This window comes from Psychrobacillus sp. FSL H8-0483 (assembly GCF_038637725.1).
Lineage (GTDB): Bacteria > Bacillota > Bacilli > Bacillales_A > Planococcaceae > Psychrobacillus.
This window is the reverse complement of the sequence record NZ_CP152052.1, coordinates 1,326,574-1,344,991: the sequence shown is the minus strand read 5'-3', so window position 1 is coordinate 1,344,991 and position 18,418 is coordinate 1,326,574. Positions and strand designations below refer to the sequence as shown.

14 protein-coding genes and 1 pseudogene are annotated in these 18,418 nt (G+C 35.8%); 2 read left to right on the top strand and 13 right to left on the bottom strand.

The annotated features are described in order from the left end of the window. Positions 1 to 6 precede the first annotated feature (6 nt). From priA to gmk, 4 genes are all read right to left on the bottom strand, one after another. The gene (gene priA, locus MHB48_RS06175; protein ID WP_342600645.1) at positions 7 to 2,418 is read right to left on the bottom strand and encodes a primosomal protein N'; all 2,412 of its coding nucleotides are present in this window, start codon (positions 2,416 to 2,418) and stop codon (positions 7 to 9) included. Beyond that, on the bottom strand, positions 2,415 to 3,623 hold the full coding sequence (gene coaBC / locus MHB48_RS06170; RefSeq protein WP_342600644.1) for a bifunctional phosphopantothenoylcysteine decarboxylase/phosphopantothenate--cysteine ligase CoaBC: 1,209 nt from the start codon (positions 3,621 to 3,623) through the stop codon (positions 2,415 to 2,417). The genes priA and coaBC overlap by 4 nt, the downstream gene beginning before the upstream one ends. Before the next feature lie 169 nt (positions 3,624 to 3,792). After that, positions 3,793 to 4,017 (bottom strand): DNA-directed RNA polymerase subunit omega, encoded by a 225-nt coding sequence (gene rpoZ / locus MHB48_RS06165; RefSeq protein ID WP_342600643.1) that lies wholly within the window; start codon positions 4,015 to 4,017, stop codon positions 3,793 to 3,795. Continuing rightward, positions 4,018 to 4,638, bottom strand: a complete 621-nt coding sequence (gene gmk / locus MHB48_RS06160; RefSeq protein WP_340919020.1) for a guanylate kinase — start codon at positions 4,636 to 4,638, stop codon at positions 4,018 to 4,020. Between the two features lie 762 nt (positions 4,639 to 5,400). On the opposite strand from gmk, the gene MHB48_RS06155 reads away from it, so the two are divergent. Beyond that, positions 5,401 to 7,086 (top strand): NFACT RNA binding domain-containing protein, encoded by a 1,686-nt coding sequence (locus tag MHB48_RS06155; protein WP_342600642.1) that lies wholly within the window; start codon positions 5,401 to 5,403, stop codon positions 7,084 to 7,086. A gap of 356 nt (positions 7,087 to 7,442) precedes the next feature. Here MHB48_RS06155 and MHB48_RS06150 read toward each other — a convergent pair whose 3' ends face one another. The 5 genes from MHB48_RS06150 to MHB48_RS06130 all read right to left on the bottom strand — a co-directional run bounded on the left by MHB48_RS06150 (position 7,443) and on the right by MHB48_RS06130 (position 13,354). Beyond that, positions 7,443 to 8,594 carry a hypothetical protein gene (locus MHB48_RS06150; protein WP_342600641.1) on the bottom strand — a complete coding sequence of 384 codons (1,152 nt, stop codon included), beginning with the start codon at positions 8,592 to 8,594 and terminating at the stop codon, positions 7,443 to 7,445. A gap of 47 nt (positions 8,595 to 8,641) precedes the next feature. Then, positions 8,642 to 9,409 (bottom strand): hypothetical protein, encoded by a 768-nt coding sequence (locus tag MHB48_RS06145; RefSeq protein ID WP_342600640.1) that lies wholly within the window; start codon positions 9,407 to 9,409, stop codon positions 8,642 to 8,644. A 169-nt stretch (positions 9,410 to 9,578) separates the two neighbouring features. Then, a complete protein-coding gene (locus tag MHB48_RS06140) occupies positions 9,579 to 10,829 on the bottom strand; it encodes a reverse transcriptase domain-containing protein (protein WP_342600639.1) in 1,251 nt (416 codons plus the stop codon). 456 nt (positions 10,830 to 11,285) lie between these two features. Continuing rightward, positions 11,286 to 12,743, bottom strand: coding sequence for a D-alanyl-D-alanine carboxypeptidase/D-alanyl-D-alanine-endopeptidase (gene dacB / locus MHB48_RS06135; RefSeq protein WP_342600638.1), 1,458 nt, complete (start codon positions 12,741 to 12,743; stop codon positions 11,286 to 11,288). A 197-nt stretch (positions 12,744 to 12,940) separates the two neighbouring features. Next, positions 12,941 to 13,354, bottom strand: coding sequence for a hypothetical protein (locus MHB48_RS06130; protein ID WP_342600637.1), 414 nt, complete (start codon positions 13,352 to 13,354; stop codon positions 12,941 to 12,943). Between the two features lie 223 nt (positions 13,355 to 13,577). Between MHB48_RS06130 and MHB48_RS06125 the strand changes: the two genes are divergently transcribed. After that, positions 13,578 to 14,768 (top strand): M14 family metallopeptidase, encoded by a 1,191-nt coding sequence (locus MHB48_RS06125; RefSeq protein WP_342600636.1) that lies wholly within the window; start codon positions 13,578 to 13,580, stop codon positions 14,766 to 14,768. A gap of 314 nt (positions 14,769 to 15,082) precedes the next feature. Here the strand turns inward: MHB48_RS06125 and MHB48_RS06120 are convergent, their stop codons facing one another. The 4 genes and pseudogenes from MHB48_RS06120 to MHB48_RS06105 form a co-directional block, all read right to left on the bottom strand. Further along, positions 15,083 to 16,228 carry a DHHW family protein gene (locus MHB48_RS06120; protein WP_342600635.1) on the bottom strand — a complete coding sequence of 382 codons (1,146 nt, stop codon included), beginning with the start codon at positions 16,226 to 16,228 and terminating at the stop codon, positions 15,083 to 15,085. Positions 16,229 to 16,239: 11 nt separating this feature from the next. Beyond that, a complete protein-coding gene (locus MHB48_RS06115; RefSeq protein WP_342600634.1) occupies positions 16,240 to 17,625 on the bottom strand; it encodes an MBOAT family O-acyltransferase in 1,386 nt (461 codons plus the stop codon). Between the two features lie 6 nt (positions 17,626 to 17,631). Next, on the bottom strand, positions 17,632 to 18,114 hold the full coding sequence (locus MHB48_RS06110; RefSeq protein WP_342600633.1) for a DUF4358 domain-containing protein: 483 nt from the start codon (positions 18,112 to 18,114) through the stop codon (positions 17,632 to 17,634). Positions 18,115 to 18,286: 172 nt separating this feature from the next. Further along, positions 18,287 to 18,406 (bottom strand): annotated as a pseudogene (locus MHB48_RS06105) (peptidase M14); the annotation flags it as partial. Positions 18,407 to 18,418: the final 12 nt, after the last annotated feature.

Genomic DNA, 18,418 nt, shown 5'->3' with positions numbered 1-18,418 from the left:
AACAGCTTATAAAATAGTGGATGGATCTAAGTCGACGGTTAATATAATCCCTTTTTTCATCCACTCCGTACGGTATATTTTAATTAGTTGCTGTAGTTTTTCAATTAATAGTGGTTCTTTTTTGTATTTTATCAAACATTGGTAACGATATCTATTTTGGATTTTACTAATTGCACATGCTGTCGGACCAACGACCATCGTGCTAGAGGAAAGATTCCCTCTTAACCAATCGGTCGCAAGCTTCGCATATTCGGCAGCAAGCAGGACATTTTCATGCGTCACTTGCACAAGCGTTAAATAATAAAAAGGTGGATATTCGTATTGTTTCCTAACTAGCATTTCACTATGATAAAAAGGTTCATACATTTGGGACTTGGAAAGCTCAATGGCATAATGCTCCGGCGTATATGTTTGAATATACACGACGCCTTCTTTATCATGCCTTCCAGCTCGTCCACTTACTTGCGTCATCAACTGAAATGTTTTTTCAGCAGCTCGGAAATCTGCTAAATGTAGGGTCGTGTCTGCATTTAACACGCCAACAAGCGTTATATTCGGAAAATCTAACCCTTTTGCAATCATTTGAGTACCAAGTAAGATATCCGCTTCTCCGTCTCCAAACTGCTTCAATATGCGTTCATGAGACCCTTTTGTTCTAGTTGTATCTACATCCATGCGAAGTACTCGAGCATTTGGAAACAACTTTGCAATTTCTTCTTCTACTTTTTGCGTACCAGTCCCAAAAAATCGAATATGGTCACTTGTACATTCTGGACATTTCGTTGGAACTGGTTCTTCGTGTCCACAGTAATGACATTTAAGCTGCTCTCCCGCACGATGATACGTTAGGGAAATATCACATTGCTTACATTCCACAACCGTTCCACAATCTCTACATAAAACGAAGGACGAAAATCCTCTTTTATTTAAAAACAGCACAATTTGTTCTTTCTTTTCAAGCTTTTCCTTCACCGCATCGGCAAGATCTACGCTGAACATGGAACGATTACCATTTTTAAGCTCTGCACGCATATCGACAACCTTCACGGTAGGTAAGGCTTGCTCTTTCGCACGCAAACGTAACGTTTGCAAGGAATACACATCTTTAGAAGCCCGGGCAAAGGATTCTAGAGAAGGAGTAGCACTTCCTAAAATAACCGGGCATTGATGAAATTCGCTACGCCAAATCGCTACCTCTCTTGCATGATACCTTGGAGTATCTTCTTGCTTATAGGTAGATTCATGTTCTTCATCTAAAATGATGACACCTAAATCTTTAAAAGGTGCAAAAACAGCTGATCTTGCTCCTACCACTACTTTTACTTCGCCGCGCCAAATTTTACGCCATTCATCGTACTTTTCACCGATCGATAAGCCACTATGCATCACAGCTACTTGATCGCCAAAGCGTAGTTTAAAACGACGCGTCATTTGAGGGGTTAAGGAAATTTCAGGCACAAGCATAATCGCTTGCTTCCCTTTAGAAATCGCATTTTCTATAGCATGTAAGTAGATTTCTGTTTTCCCACTACCTGTTACGCCGTGCAGAAGAAATGTCGTGTTTTCTGCATGGTCTTGTGAATGAGTAATCTTGGTTAATGCATTCGATTGTTCTTCTGTCAGCTGAAACCGTTGATCTTTATCGTTATACTCGAGTGATGTAATTTCACGATACACTTCTTTGGTACCTTTTTGTATCACATGCTTATCTAACAATGCTTTGACGGTAGCAGTGCTGACATTTGTAGATTCTACTAGTTCCTGCATCGTAAAAGCACTTTGCTCTTGCAGTAACAACCATTCGATCAGTTCTTTTTGTTTCCTTGCTTGTTTCGTTATCTTATTTAACTGCTCAGCAATATATTCTTTATCTTCCACAAGCTTATACTTCACAATTGTTTTTGCTTTTGCTTGTTGTTTGATGACTGTTTCTAGTTGCACGTTACCTGCAGTTAAGTACTTTTTCATCGGACGTAATAAATCCGCTTTTTCTATAGCCTCATAGGAGACGATATCTTTTTTGCCAAACAGGTCTAAAAAGGCATCATCCAGACCAACAGGATTTATGAGTTTAATGTTTTTCTTATACGAAGCACGTAGCGCAGCTGGAAGCATAACTTGAAGTGCATCAATCTCATAGCATAGCGTTTTTTTCGTCAGCCATTTGGACAATTGCAGAAGCTCTTCCGTGACAACGGGCTCCACGTCAATGATCGATTGCACTTCTTTTAGCTTAGACATATCTAAATCAGTACGCTGTTTAATATTCGTAATAAAGCCTTGTACTTTACGATTTCCAAAAGGGACATGAACGCGGCTTCCACGTTCCACTAGTTCTTCTAAATGCTCAGGTACGATATAGTCGAATGGTCGGTCAATTGGATAGGCTGATACATCTACAATTACTTCTACTATCATTGAGACTCATCTTTTTCTAGCTGGATAATAGTTTGAAGTAATTGAAGCGCAAGCTCCTTTTTAGTTAAATGAGGAAAATGCATTTCTACCCCATTATGTCCAACTAACGTGACGGAATTTGTATCCGTTCCAAAACCTGAACCCGCTTCTGTTACGTCATTGGCAATAATATAATCCGCATTTTTCTTTACCAGTTTCCCTTTTGCATAATGAACAACATCATTCGTTTCTGCTGCAAATCCAATTAATAATTGATTTGTTTTTCTAGTCCCAAGCTCAGCAAGAATATCGGTTGTTCGCTCTAAAGCAATGGTCGCTTCCCCAGGTTGTTTTTTCATTTTTTGAGCTTGTACTACTTTTGGTTTGTAGTCTGCAACTGCTGCTGTTTTAATCACAATCGAAGCTGTATCGAACTGCGCTAGCACTGCCTCGTACATGTCCTGCGCACTTTCTACCGAGACAAACGTTATATTAGAAGGAGGATCTATACCAACTGGGCCAGAAATAAGCACGGTGTCAGCCCCTAAATTAGCTGCTGCTTCTGCCATTGCATAGCCCATCTTTCCGCTAGAAAAATTCGTTAGAAAACGAACTGGATCTATTCTTTCTCTTGTAGGACCTGCAGTCACTACTACTTTTTGTCCTTTTAAAGGTAATTCCTTTGGAGAAAAATAATCTTCTACTAGCTTCACAATATTTTCTGGTTCCTCTAGTCGACCTTTCCCTACATACCCACATGCTAAAAAACCTTCAGAAGGCTCAATGAATGAATATCCATCTTCGGAAAGTCGATGTATATTTCGTTTTACTGCAGCATTATCATACATATGTACATTCATTGCCGGTGCAATCCATACCTTCGCAGTTGTTGCTAGTAAAGTCGTCGTCACCATATCATCTGCAATCCCGTTTGCAAGCTTGCCAATGACATTAGCTGTTGCCGGTGCAACAATGACTAAATCTGCCCAGTCCGCTAGATTGATATGCGCAATCACGCTCGAATCTTTTTCATCAAATGTATCAAAATACACATCATTACGAGACATTACTTGAAAGCTTAAAGGCTGTACAAATTCCATCGCAGACTTCGTCATCATGACTTTCACATCTGCTCCATCCTGCGTTAATTTACTTACAAGTGCAACGGCTTTATATACGGCAATACCACCTGTCACACAGACCACAATTTTTTTAGAAGTTAACATGGTTATTCTCCTCTCTAAACAACAAACTCCCAAAGAACTGTTCATTCTTTGGGAGGTGATAGTTTCTTAATCAAATTCGCCTTGGCGTATTTGAGTCCAGATTTGGCATCTGCCGGAGGCTATAGCTTTATTCAGTAGCGTTATGAACGATCTACTGAAGGAAGTTATATTATACTTCGTCCTCGTAAACCGCATCTTCGTTGGCAAATTCGATTGTAAGCTCACCAGCTGCTACTTCTTCTAACGCTCTCCCAACTTGTTTAGCTGATACGTATGAATGTAAACGCTCGCCGCCTTCTTCTTGTAACTGACGAGCTCTTTTAGAAGCTACACTCACTAGTGAATATTTTGAATCGATTTTATTTTTTAATGAATCTACTGATGGATATAACATTTAATATTCCCCTTCCAACATTGCTAAATATCTTTTTTCAACACGTTCACGTCGACAATGCTCTGCAGCTACGATTGCGTTAATTTTCGCGCAAGCATTTTCTACTTCGTCATTTTCCACAACATAATCATATAAATGCATCATTTCTAGTTCCTGCCTTGCAGCCTGAATTCGAGAATTAATGACATCTTCTGTTTCCGTTCCTCTACCTATTAAGCGTTGTTCTAATTCTGATAAGCTAGGAGGAGCTAAGAAAATATAAAGTGCTTCTGGAGCTTTTTGGCGAACTACACTTGCTCCTTGAACTTCTATTTCTAAAAATACATCTCGGCCAGAATCGAGTGTTTCATTAACATAATCAATTGGAGTACCATAGTAATTTCCTACATATGAGGCATATTCTAATAACTTCCCTTGTTCAATTAACTGTTCAAACTCTTCTTTCTGCTTAAAGAAATAATCTACTCCATCTACTTCGCCTTCTCGAGGAAGTCTAGTTGTCATAGAGATGGAATACTCATAATTTGTCCCGGGCTCTGAAAACAGTTCTTTTCTCACTGTCCCTTTACCAACTCCAGATGGACCTGATAAAACGATCAATATACCTTTTTCTCTTCGCATAACGTCTCCTTCAAATACATGCATACTCCGTTTGCCTGTACATTTATAACAGTTTACATACTTAACACATTATAACACAAGTTTCCTTTAAAATGATAAGATAATAAGAAAAGCATTATCTAGTTTCATTAAATGCGTGTACTACTCAGATTTATCGCTCTGGCATTCGCTTTCCGCGGGGCGAGCGCCGAGCCTCCTGGGCCAACACGATGTTGGTCATGAAGGCGTTGCCTCAGGAGGAGGCGCCATTAGCCTTCCTTCCTATTTTTACGCTACGTGCGGGGTCTCGTCTTTCTCGCTGATGAGGGCACTGAAAAAATGGTATTCTAATAAAATTCCTAATAAACATCCGCTAATTGGATTTAGCACGGCTCTGTTCGCTTTCCGTGGGCGAGCGCCAAGCCTCCTCCTACGCTACGCTTCGTGCGGGGTCTCGGCTGTCTCGCTTTCCCACAGGAGTCTCACGCCGCCGTGCTAAATCCTATAGTACAGAGTATCGTCACATCGAATATTTATCATAAAAAATTCTGTAATAGAGTTTTTCAGTGCCCTATCGCTGATCCCGCAGGAGTCTCATGCCGCCGCGCTAAATCCTTTCATATGAAGATAAGATTAGGCGAATAGTTTCTAAAAAACCAATTTAGAGTTATTCAATGTACTGGCAAGGAGATGAGACTGGATAACTGATTAAAAAGTGTTTTAAAAAAGAGTACCTGGCATCTAGAACCAGATTAAAATAACGTTTTGAAAGAGGATAATATTATGGCTTTTGATGGTTTATTTACAATATCAATGAAAACTGAATTGCAACAATTAATAACAGGGCGTATTTCTAAAATACACCAACCAAATGCTCAAGAAATCTTAATGCAAATCCGGTCGCAAGGGAAGAACTATAAATTATTGTTTTCTGTACACCCTTCTTATTCGCGTGTACAAATTACGAACGAAACAATTGACAATCCTGCAACACCTCCATTATTTTGCATGGTTTTGCGTAAACATTTAGAAGGTGGAATCATTTCTTCCATTCGTCAACACGAAACAGATCGTATTATCATCTTCCAAATTCAAAGTAAAAACGAAATTGGAGATGACATTACTCGAGAAGTCCATATGGAAATTATGGGGCGTCATAGTAACTTGTTATTAGTGGACCCTAGTCGAAATCTTATTTTGGAATGTATCAAGCATTTATCCCCTTCCATGAATAGCTATCGAACGATTTTGCCGGGTCAACCTTATATTGCCCCACCGACTCAAAATAAACTCCATCCATTAGAGTATTCAGAGGAACTGTTGAATGTGATTCAATCAGCCCATGAATCCAAAGAAATTGTGGAGCAAATTTCGGGATTCTCTCCTTTACATGCAAAAGAACTACTTTATCGATTTAATGAAGCAACTGATAGAGTGGAAGTTTATAAAGCATATATGAAAGAATTTGAACAAGGCGGATCAACAAGACAAATAGTCGAATTAAATGGGAAGACTTTTTATTCGCCAAATGCTTTAAGCCATTTAGATGGAGACAAATATAAGGAAAAAAATCTAGGACATTTACTAGATCGAGTGTATTTTGCCAAAGCAGAACGCGACCGTGTAAAACAGCAAGCGGGAGATTTAGAAAGATGGCTTCAAAACGAATTAAATAAATTGAAGCTAAAAATGAAAAAACTCCAAAAAGACTTCGAACAAGCTGAAAAACTAGATACTTTCCAACTATACGGCGAGCTATTAATGGCAAATGCCTACGCAATGGAAAAAGGGGCAAAAGAAGTTGAGCTAGTGAACTACTACGACGAAAATGAAAAAACAGTCGTTATTCCATTAGACAACCGAAAAACACCAACTCAAAATGCACAAAGCTACTACAACCGATACACAAAAGCAAAAACAGCATTACTCAAAATTGAGCAGCAATTCGAAATCACAAAAGAAGATATTGCTTATTTCGAATTACTACTACAACAAGTGATGCAAGCATCGCCAACCGACATCGAAGAAATTCGAGAAGAACTAACCGAGCAAGGCTTATTGAAAGCAAGAGCGTCGAAAAAGAAGAAAAAACCAACAAAACCAACGCCTGAAAAATTCATTGCCTCAGACGGCACAGAAATTTCCGTCGGCAAAAACAACAAACAAAATGATTTCGTTACATTCAAACTAGCAAGAAAAACAGACACATGGCTCCATACCAAGGATATCCCAGGATCCCATGTTGTTATACATTCCGACAATCCATCTGATACAGCACTATTAGAGGCAGCCAATCTTGCAGCCTATTTTAGTAAAGCTCGCGAATCTGCTTCCGTGCCGGTTGACTATACAGTGATTAAGCAAGTGAAGAAACCGAGCGGGGCTAAACCAGGGTTTGTGATTTATTTTGAACAGACGACATTGTTTGTCACGCCGGATGAAGAGAAGATTAGACATATGAAGAAATAGAAATATCATGGTGCCAAGATGGGTTCCGGTTTGCTTTGGATTGCACATCTACTACACCTTCAACGAGAGAATGATAAAAAAGGCTGGAAGTTGACTTCTTCACTTCCAGCCGTTTTTTTCTTTTCGGTAATCCTGTGGCAAATGTGTATCCGTCGCACTCTAGCAACCACTGCGCACTTAGTTTTTTAGTTTTTTTGAAGTGTGTTACAGATGAAGAGGTGAATAAGGTATCCAGAGTCGTTTGAAGGAATGCTTTGTAACCTTTCTTATAAGAACTAATTTAGAAAACTAATTAATTATCTTGTAAGAACTTATTTCATTGTGAGTCAGTAAATCATTGTAACAGCAAAAAATTGTTATCTTGAAATATCAAAGTCAACAATGTTGCCAGGATTAAAAAGCATCCTATTCTTGGTATAAAAAAAATATTTTTCTAAATATTTGTCAGTCGCAAAATCCCATTCTATAAAATGTGCATTTTTGTCAAGTATAAATTTTATTATAAATTTATTTGCTAACAAAATAGCAGAATCATTGTCTTCGTATGAAATATCTTCATCACCTTCAATTCCTATAATGGATTTCAATTTAATATTAAGAATGTCTTTAGTGTCCTTCTTTAAATGAGGGAAAGAATAGAATATTAAAACCCACCAACTATTTGGGTCTTCAAAAAAGCATTGCCAGTTTATTAAACTTATCTTTTCTTTTATTATCTTATCTATTTTTTCCACTTCGTTTTTTGGAAGTTTACCTTTAGAACTAAGATTTATTAGCTTTACTGCTAAATTCACCGGGTTATCTCTAAAGTCTAAATTATTGAAAATATATTCATGCGTACTTGTATTCAACTGTATATTGTAAGTAGAAATAAATAACAAGATATCTATCCAATCATTCGTGAAATTGCCAAATATAGCCTCTCTATATCTTTCTATATTCCAACTAATATTCTCTTTCATATATTCAGGCTGTATATTTATAATTAAAGTGTACAATCTTATAATTTTTTGGGTAGAATCGTAACTTACGTTTTGTACATAAAGAAAGGTAGCTAAATTCAATATTGGTTCCAAGTACTTAGAATCAATTTTTATATTTTTGTTCATCTCAATAAATTTTAATAGCGTGGAGAAAATATATGAACTAACCAACACTTTTTCGTTTGTTTCTTGTATTATTAGTAGTATTTCTTGTTGAAGTTTATTTAGGTTTATTTGTTTTACTTTTAATTTATCATCTTCATCATTGTTTTCATCTTTACTTTTCTCTTGATAGAATTCAAACTGTTGCATTAATTTCTTAATTATTCCTTCTACCTTGAAAACCCATGAATTTATAGGTGTTTCACTATTTAATCTTTGAATCTTACCTTGATTTAAAAAAAGTTGAAACTTGTTTAAACGAGATGAAATTACTTCCAATATTATTTCTTCATCATCTTTTTTTTGAGTATATATGTAGAAATCGTCAACTAATCGATGTATTTTATAATCCTTATTTAACATTAGGCCTCTTAATTCTAATTCTTCATAAATTAACTGATCTAGGTGGATTATAGATAGTCAACTAATAATCTACTGATTTCAGGTCCTACAATCACACCATTAGTCTTTGAACCATTAATATTTTGTAAATATGTATCAATGTTTTTATGAATAGTATTGGTGACTTTTAAATTTTTTGAATCATATGTTTTATTTGTAATCATCCATTTATAAGAATGAGTGTATATGCTAGGAAAACAATTTTGTATATCCAGTTTCATTAAAAATCTATATCGTTCTTTTGTTTTAAAAAAGTGATTACTATTTAGATAGCTAGTTATTGTTTTGTAAGGTTTATGTTTAAAATAGCTACCACTGGATTCTAAAGAAATAAGTAATTGATTCTTCCCACTTCCTTGTGAGTTGTACGTTACTATTTGTTTGTTATTTTTTTTATAATATAATTCATTTGTATAAGTTGCTTTTCTAATAGAAAAACTTTTTTTATTACTTATTGCAGTTAAAATTTCGTCTTGAAATAATTCAATAAAAAAGAGAGATTGAATTAATCCAAGAGGGTTAACAAAAGAGATTTCTCTAAAACCCCCAACCCTTTTACTTACTTTAAAACTTAAAGGAGATGAGTGCCACTTTGGATCAAAATATGGAACTTGATATTTTAAGTTTTTTAGTATTTTATTAAAAGTCTTTTTATTTGAAATAATATATTCATAAAAATAACGGTGTGTATAATGATTTCCTTTTTCATAAGGTAGTAGATCTGTTAATAAATAATCTAAAGACTGCCTTTTTAGACGCAAGAATTTTTTATTCATACTTGACACCTCTTCCTATTTTTTGTTAATGTATTTATACACAATATCAAAAGATAATATTGATTGGGATGAACCTGTTTAGCTTTACAAGTTACATAAGTTCATCTTAAAATTTAGCTATCTTTTAAAGAAACCGTTGAATTTCTTCATATTCATCGGTTTTCTATTTTTAAGGAATTTTCTTAAGAAAAGATAAGGCCAATTCCTCATAACTAGTACCATTTTTTACTGATACCCCCAAAGTATCGAGCCTTTTGACTAAGTCTTTTTGACTTAATCCGATAGTTTTATTTAGCATTATAGCTCTATTATTAAAGAATGCAGCACTATAAGATTTATTTGCAATCTTACTTTCTATTTCAGGTGGAATATTAAGAGAGTTCTTTTTAAAAATAGTTTCTAAATCTTTAACAAAAAAATTTTCAGTCTCTTTAGTAATTTTAGAGAAATCTTCTAAGTTAGTCATAAACCTCCTTAATTCTTTGTACGAATCACTTAACCCCCTCACTTGCCATCTCTTGTATTTTATTTTTCTAGTATTTCCCCAATAAACTGTTCTTTTATAAAGAATTTCTAACTTTAAACACATTTTTTCAAGATTATTGTCACCTTTATATTCCAACACAATTTTTTCTAATTTTATTTTGTATTTTTTTAACTTTGAACTAGCAATACCTATGCAATATTTACCATTTTGTCGTTTCTCGAATAAATATCCTAAATATTCAAACTTTTCGATTCCATCTGTGGATTTTATTACTTTTGATTTATTTTGATTTATTTTTATATCTTTTCCCAAAACTTTTGAAGTTATTTGTTTTAATTTGTCCATAACATCTTGATCATCTAAATGTTGATCAAATATTAAAATGGAATCATCTACATATCTAGCGAAAAATATTAGCCCATCGTCCTTAAAAGTCTCTCTTACCTTTTTGTTAAACTTATCTCCAAGTATTTCTAATAAAGTATTGTGGATACCTACTCCGGGATAAAGAATTCTATTTTTATTTAAATACTTGACTAAAAAATTCAATTCTTTTTCATACAGTAAACCATCATTTATTAATATTTTTTTTATTTCTCCAACATTAACATTATAAAAAAACTTTTCAAAATCTATTTTAATTATTGTATATTGATGATATTTATTAAGATAAGGAATAATATTCATTAATTCTTTCATAATAAAAGATCTATTTGGAAATCTGATGTTATAAAGACGATTTAATAATTCTTTAAAGTAATCTAACGTAATGTTATTATTATTTGAAATTTCACCCTTCTCCACTACTAATCTGCTTTTAACATTTATTAATTTGTATTTTTCTGGTATTTTATATAATTTAATAACTTCACGTATATTTTTTTCTTCTTCATTATATAATTCCGACAAATTTTCCATTATAATTTTTCTCATAAAAGCACTCCTTCCCCATTAAAAATGAACCAAGTTAGAAATATCAATACAGGTATATAGTAACAAAATATAAAAGTTTTGTAATTAAAAACTTATTATTAACTTTTCTTTAGTACGGTTAGTTTTAATTACTCATAATAGAAAAGTTAATAAAGCATCCGCAATTACATGTTGGTTCACTTCCTCTCTTGTCTAAGCAGCGTCTAATAACCAATTAAAATCTCTACGAGATTTAAAGATATCTATCTTTACCCTACTCTAAACAAGAAGTCTCTTTCCTCAATAGAAAAAACACCTCCACGTTGTATTTACAGGTACAATACCCGGTTTCAACGAAAAGGTGTTTTTATTCGCATCAAATATCTAGTTCAGTTGAAATAATTAAGTTTACAGGCTTATTTCTTATTTGTTCCTCTTCCCATGCATGATGAATAGTAGTAGCACTAACTCAAATCACTACAATTCTTCCGCTATTTCTTTCACAATTTCATCAATCGCTGTGGATGCCCCCGATTTATTTTGAACCAACACACTAAAGATATATGATTGCCCGCTGCTTGCCTCTAAATAACCACTTAGTGTACTAACACCAGTTAATGAGCCTGTTTTTGCATAGACTTTTCCTGCCGTTAGCGGATCTTTTAATCGGTTTCTTAAAGTACCTCCTACCATTCGATCCGTATTTGCAGCTACTGGCAAGCTAGTAAAATAGGTAGTAAACCAATCTTCTCCTTGCACTTTATACAACAATTCACTCACTAATAAACTCGAAACCCTATTTTCATGAGACATTCCAGAGCCATCTTCAAATTGCCAATCTGCCATATTTAAGTTATTTGAGTTTCCATATTCTTTTATAACTTCTAAACCAGCCTTTGTGCTACCGTGATGATTTTTCACTTTACCCATTGTTTTTACTAAAATATCCGCAATACCATTATTACTTAGTTTCATATACGGGATTAACAGTTGCTCCAGTGTCATTGATTGCTTCATTGCAACGAGTTGAGCACTATGTGGTGTTGCAGCTTGAAATACTTTTTCTTTTGAATACTCGATTCCTGCTTCTGCTAAAACTGCTTGGAACATTGTCAATGTATGTGTCGTTGGATGCTGAACAGTCACCCATTCTTTTTTCGTTTTATCGACAGGAAGATTCCCACTAATGACAATCTGGTTTGTTTGATATAATCTTTCAATTGTTACTGTATTGCTTTTTCCAGATTCTACAGTTTGTGCTTCATTTACTATTTGTAAATCACCAATGTTCGGCGTTACTTTAATGGAAGGTAATTCTCCAACTACAGTCCCAATTGCTTCTACGATAATCGTTCCAGAATCGTAGTCTGTGTTTGGAGAAGTGGTTAAAGCTGAAATAGGTGCAGCGTAATAATAAGACTCGTCCTCAACCCAAATCCCAGGTGTTAATAAATCATCATCAAACCATTTGTCATCACCGACAATCCGGCCATCAATTTTATGAATACCCTGTGCTTTTAACTCTGCTGCGAACTGTTGTAGGTCTCCGATGGATAGGGTTGGATCACCTTCTCCTTTTAAATAGACGTCACCTTTTAAAACCCCATTGGACATCTTCCCAGTAGTATAAAGGCTTGTATTAAAACGGTAATCCTTTCCTAGTACATCTAAAGCCGCTGCAGTGGTTAACAGTTTCATATTGGATGCTGGTTTTATAGTTGTTTGAGCATTGTAGTCATATACCATTTCACCAGAGATTCGGTCTCTTACCGTAATACTCACATCTGCTCCGGCTAATTTTTCTTCTACAATTCTAGTAATAGAATCGCTTAACGTTTCCTCTACTGATTCTTCTGCTTGAGCAACATTGTGAAAACTGAACATGCCCATAACCAACATCCAAGCCATCACCATGGTCATCCATTTTTTCTTCATGATTTTCCCCCTTGTTTGAATTTTTTATTATTGCTTAGGGATATATTCATCATAAAGAAATTTTTTCCTTTACATCTATAAAAAACAGGCTTATCGATTGAGATTAAAAGAATTAACCTAAATCGATAAGCCTATATTTTTTTCTCAAATTATGTCAATTGTCCTGAAGGAAGCAACCAACATAATACCAAACTACTTTATCTAATCATTCCTATATAACCCCTAATTTTCTTGACAATACCACCTGGCATTTTAATCTTAAATACTTTCTTTACATCTATTAATTTTATTGCCTTTCGTACAGCCATATTGCTTCTCTTAAATAATTTTCTGTTTTCTACAATATCAATTATGACCGCTTCTAAAAAAGCAATACTACAAACAATAATAAGTATAATAATTGCGATCATATCATAAATGCCATCGAAGGAATTTGGTTTATAAGAAATAAAGTTAAGTTTGATATAAAAGAAGAGCACACCAATAGCAAAAGAAAAAACAGGAATATATTTCATTAGACTATTGGACACTTTTTTTCCTAGATAATAGGTAATACACGCCACTAACCCCATTAAAATTAAACAAACAAATACGGCAATCTTAAAGCTCATTTGTTCACCTCTTTCAGTTTAAATTGATACGTTTTTGTTCATCAGGTCACCTGTATGCATTACACTACTATATTCGTTAATTTATAGAATAAACACTATTTCACTAAGAGTTTACCCAATTTAAGAGAATTTAGTCTCTATTTGTATAGAAATCTTTGAATTCACAATCCCCTTCATTTTTTCATATACTTTTATAATGTACTCAATGAAGTGGAGGAACGACATGGACGTATATGTTAGACGTGGGGATTCCCTTTGGTATTACAGCCAATTATTTAAGATTCCTCAACAGCTTATTATCAATTCCAACCGAAACATTAACCCTCAAACGGTCTCGGTAGGGCAACTCATTAAAATCCCTGGATTTGTTACGGTTAGTTATCAAATACAACCGGGTGACACTTTTTGGTCAATTGCGGAAAGTCGAGACCTTCCTCTAGATGCAATTCTGCTTCTTAACCCTGGTGTGAACCCGAATAGCCTGCAAACAGGGCAGACAATTACTCTTCCTCTTAGAGTTACCTGGAGAATTGTGAATGGGAAACAAAATTATGATTACGATACCATGATGAAAGATATTAGACAGTTACAGACTGTTTATCCATTCTTGCAGGTTTCTTCTATTGGCGATTCCGTTTTAGGTCGTGACATACCTGAAATTTTAATTGGAAATGGTAATAAGAGAGTCCATTATAATGGTTCGTTTCATGCGAATGAATGGATTACTACTCCTATCCTTTTGACCTTCTTAAATGATTATGTACTGTCATTAACGAACCAGAATACGATCCGCGGTCTTGTAACATCCCCTTTATATGAGCACTCGACATTATCCATTGTTCCGATGGTTAATCCGGATGGAGTTGATCTAGTGATAAATGGTCCACCTTCTGAGGAACCTTATAGAAGCAACGTTATCAAATGGAATAATGGCAGCACGGACTTTTCAGGATGGAAAGCGAATATACATGGAGTGGATCTGAATGATCAATTTCCTGCACTCTGGGAATTGGAACGAGCACGCAATCCAAAAACTCCAGGACCAAGAGATTATGGAGGCGAAAGTCCATTGTCCGAGCCAGAAGCCATTGCGATGGCAGACCTAACTAGGAGACGGGATTTTGCTCAAGTACTAGCTTTTCATACGCAAGGAGAAGTTATTTATTGGGGGTTTCAAAACCTCGAACCACCTGAAACGGAAGCGATTGTCACCGTGTTTAGTAGAGTCAGCGGATACGAGCCCATTCAATCGATCGAAAGTTACGCAGGATATAAGGATTGGTTTATTCAAGACTGGCGGAGACCTGGCTTTACTGTTGAGGTTGGGAAAGGAATAAATCCGTTACCACTCACACAATTTGATGAAATCTATGAAAAGACATTGGGGATTTTTCTGTCAGCATTATATTTATAACTATTTAACAATATTTTATATTTCGCTAATGAAATGTTAGTTTTCACCACTCCCCCCTAGGTAAATACACTTTTTATTAATCCTTACATATGATGCATTAATGAAATCGCTTAGGGGGAGTCCTTATTATTATACATGTGGTAAGCTTTGGCGAAACGCTTTGGGATTGCAAGGAAAGAATAGACTCTTTCTATATATAAGTAAGGAGCCGAAGATATATTTTCGGCTCCTCTTTTGATTTTTACTGTCACCATTTCGGACGCTCTTTTGCTTCTTTTACGGATTAATAGAAAGATACTACTGGGGTTGATTCTCTAGTAATTCAGTTTCAAAAGTGCTGAATCGCTCACTAGAGTGGATGTGTTAAATAAAAACAAAACGTCATTAATTTCATTTTTGGTCAAATACTCAGTAATGCTCCCGTTATAATACCGAATGTCTATCACATGGATTTCTGGTACATGTCTTGTGAGAAAAGGGATCATGCTATGCGCATACGAATCTTTAAGGATTAGCAACTTATCTTGTTCAATCTGACGTGAGTCAAGCTCCGTAGTAAGCTTCATTAAAGCGTGTACGCCACCTAAAAAATAGGAATATTGATCTTTTTTAGCAAGAAAGCTCGCATCGTACATACCCGTCATCGTTTCATTTGTATCCGCAATATACATCTCCGTATGAGTAGGTTCACGAGGAATATAAGCTTCAATAGTATCCGGCAATATTCCATTAAACTGACTCCTTGTATGATAGCTCCCTAGAAACGAATTGCTCACTGTTTGTATTTGGAAATCCTTCTTAGAAAGGGGATCCCACCCCTTCTGCTCGGCATACGCAACATAAGCCAAATAAGCCCCGTATGTCGTCCAATGATGGTCAGTCCGATAATATATTGGATCAGTTGCATGTGGTTCCAGGAATTGAAATCCATTCATAAAGGTTATCTCGTTAAGCAGTTGATCTTCGATAAATTGGTTTACTTTCTTTTGAGGATACGATGGCGCTAACCATGGTAAACGTTCAGGATAAAGTCCAATCGATGTGGGAACTAGCATGAAAGTCATGTCCACTTGCGGTTGGTTGCTAGCAAATAGGTTTACCGCCTCTGTATATTGCTGAATCTTCGTATAGTCAGGCTCTAAGAACTTTTCCAATAAATATTCATCTTTTCCTTTATAAATACCGTTATTCTCTTGTTGTAGCCGAAATTGTTCCACAGTTGATTTTATCCACAACCACTCATCCCGAAAAGGAAAGTGGTCCGTGACAAAGCTCTCAGCCTCTTCTGCATATTTCTTGGACATTAAGTTATCCCATGTTAGATGAGGCGAAGCCTGTAAATACCTGTTTTCTAGCTCCGAGAAACGTTCCCGGGGCAATATAAAAAAGAAGAGAGCGAATAGAAATAGCGTTCCGACAAACCCAAAGACCAATAACCGCTCCGCTTTCTGCTTCATCATTTTTTACCTCCCTAGAAACGAAAATATAAGAACGGGTTAAAAGTCGCGTCTACCAAGTAAGCTACGGAAAGCAAGAAAAGAAACCCATACCAAACAAGGTGAATAAGAGACAATTCATTATTCTTTGACGCTTCTTTCTTAGGTAAAGAGGCAATAACCAATACTATTAGCAAAACCGCATTCGTATAAAGAAAGTACACTGTGTCGTTATTCCAAAGTAATTGGCCATTAAATCCTACCATAGCACTCAAATAACGAACAATCACGGAAGGCTGTTCAAAGGCGAATAGCACCCATCCGATGAGGATGAGCATAAGTGTATACATGTGTCTAACCCAACGTGGTAAGCGAAGCAGTAGATTTAATCCCCACCATTTTTCAATAAGTAAAATTACGCCGAAATACAATCCCCACAGTATGAAATTCCAACTAGCTCCATGCCAAAATCCCGTTAGGATCCAAACGATGAGAATATTACGCATTTGAATGATTAAACCGCGGCGATTGCCTCCAAGTGGAATGTAGACGTACTCGCGAAACCAACTGCCCAGAGATATATGCCATCTCCTCCAGAAGTCCGTAATGCTCTGAGCAATATACGGTTTGTTGAAATTCTCATTAAAACGAAAACCGAACATGAGACCAAGTCCAATGGCCATATCGGAATAACCGCTAAAATCAAAATAGATTTGGAAGGCAAATGCGATTATGCCAAGCCAAGCCGTTAATACAGGCATAGAATCTGGATTTGAGTTCGAGATGGTGTCCCAAAGCAAGCCAATATTATTGGCTAGTAGCACCTTCTTTGCCAGTCCGATAGTGAATCGTTGAACACCCTCTGCGAACATCTTGATACTTTCTGACCGCTTGTGGAGCTGTTCTGCAATCGTGTTATATTGCACGATTGGCCCTGCAACCAATTGAGGGAACAAGGCGACGTATGTTCCAAAATCAATCCAATTCCGCTGTGCTTTAGCAGTTCCTCTATATACGTCTATGATGTATGACATCGATTGAAACGTGTAAAAGGATATTCCAATTGGCAGTGCAAGTTCGATTAAAGGGATATTCGTACCTAACATCGCATTTACATTTTGAATAAGAAAATCTGCATATTTAAAATAAGATAATAGTGCAAGGTTAACGATAATGGAAAATACAACAATGCCTTTTCGTTTTACCTTAGTCAAATTGGGTCTATCAAGTAGTAACCCAAAGCTATAATCTGTAAGAGTTGATACTAACATAATTACAATGTAAACTGGCTCCCCCCAGGCATAGAAGATAAGACTCACTATAAATAATAGGAGATTTCTAATCCTCCTTGAGGAACAATAGTAAAGAGCTAGAACAATGGGTAAGAATAAGAATAAGAAAAGCAGGCTGCTAAATACCATGGTTGTTTATTTTTGATCAAAGAAGCCGTCGTAAACTTTTACAAGCTCGTCTGCTTTGTCAGAGATAACCAATAATACATAGTTTCCTTTTGTCACTAGTTTATAGTTTTTGGCGTTCTCATACTGGTCCGGAAGGTAATGTTCGAATTGCTTTTTCACACTTTCTGCTCTTTCTTTTACTCCTAACTCCACATCTGGTACATCTTTAGCGTCTTTCACTTTCAAAATTGCGATTTCATTTGTCTTTACATTCATCATTGGTATTCTAATCGAATAATCCTCAAGCTTCTCAGGATCAATATTGTATAAACCCTTCACTTCTTCTGGTGCCAATTCAATTTGAGAAGGTTGCTCGACTTCCTTTACCATTTGGTCAGTCATCTCTTTCGCAGACAACTTCGCCTCTACTGCAGCTGACTCATCATTAGAACAAGCTGTCACGACCACGCATAATACTAGCATTAACATAAGAACCATTATTTTTTTCATTGTTATGTACTCCTCTTTTTCTATATGTTGGATTTCAAAGTATTTAGACGTAAGTATTCAAATAACGTTACACACGAAATACCTTTCGTTCACAAAAATAAACAACTGTTTGCTTATATTGAGCAAACAGTTGTTTATTTTTCGCTGATGATCATGGCGAGCTTTTCGAGGTTTTCAAGCCCCAATAAATAACTTCTCCTTGCGTATGAAAAGCTAGCACTCGAGTAAAATCCCGTCTAATTGTTAGGTCTGCCATCGCAATTGCTCCTGGCTCGGACAATGGACTTTCGCCTCTAGATGGATA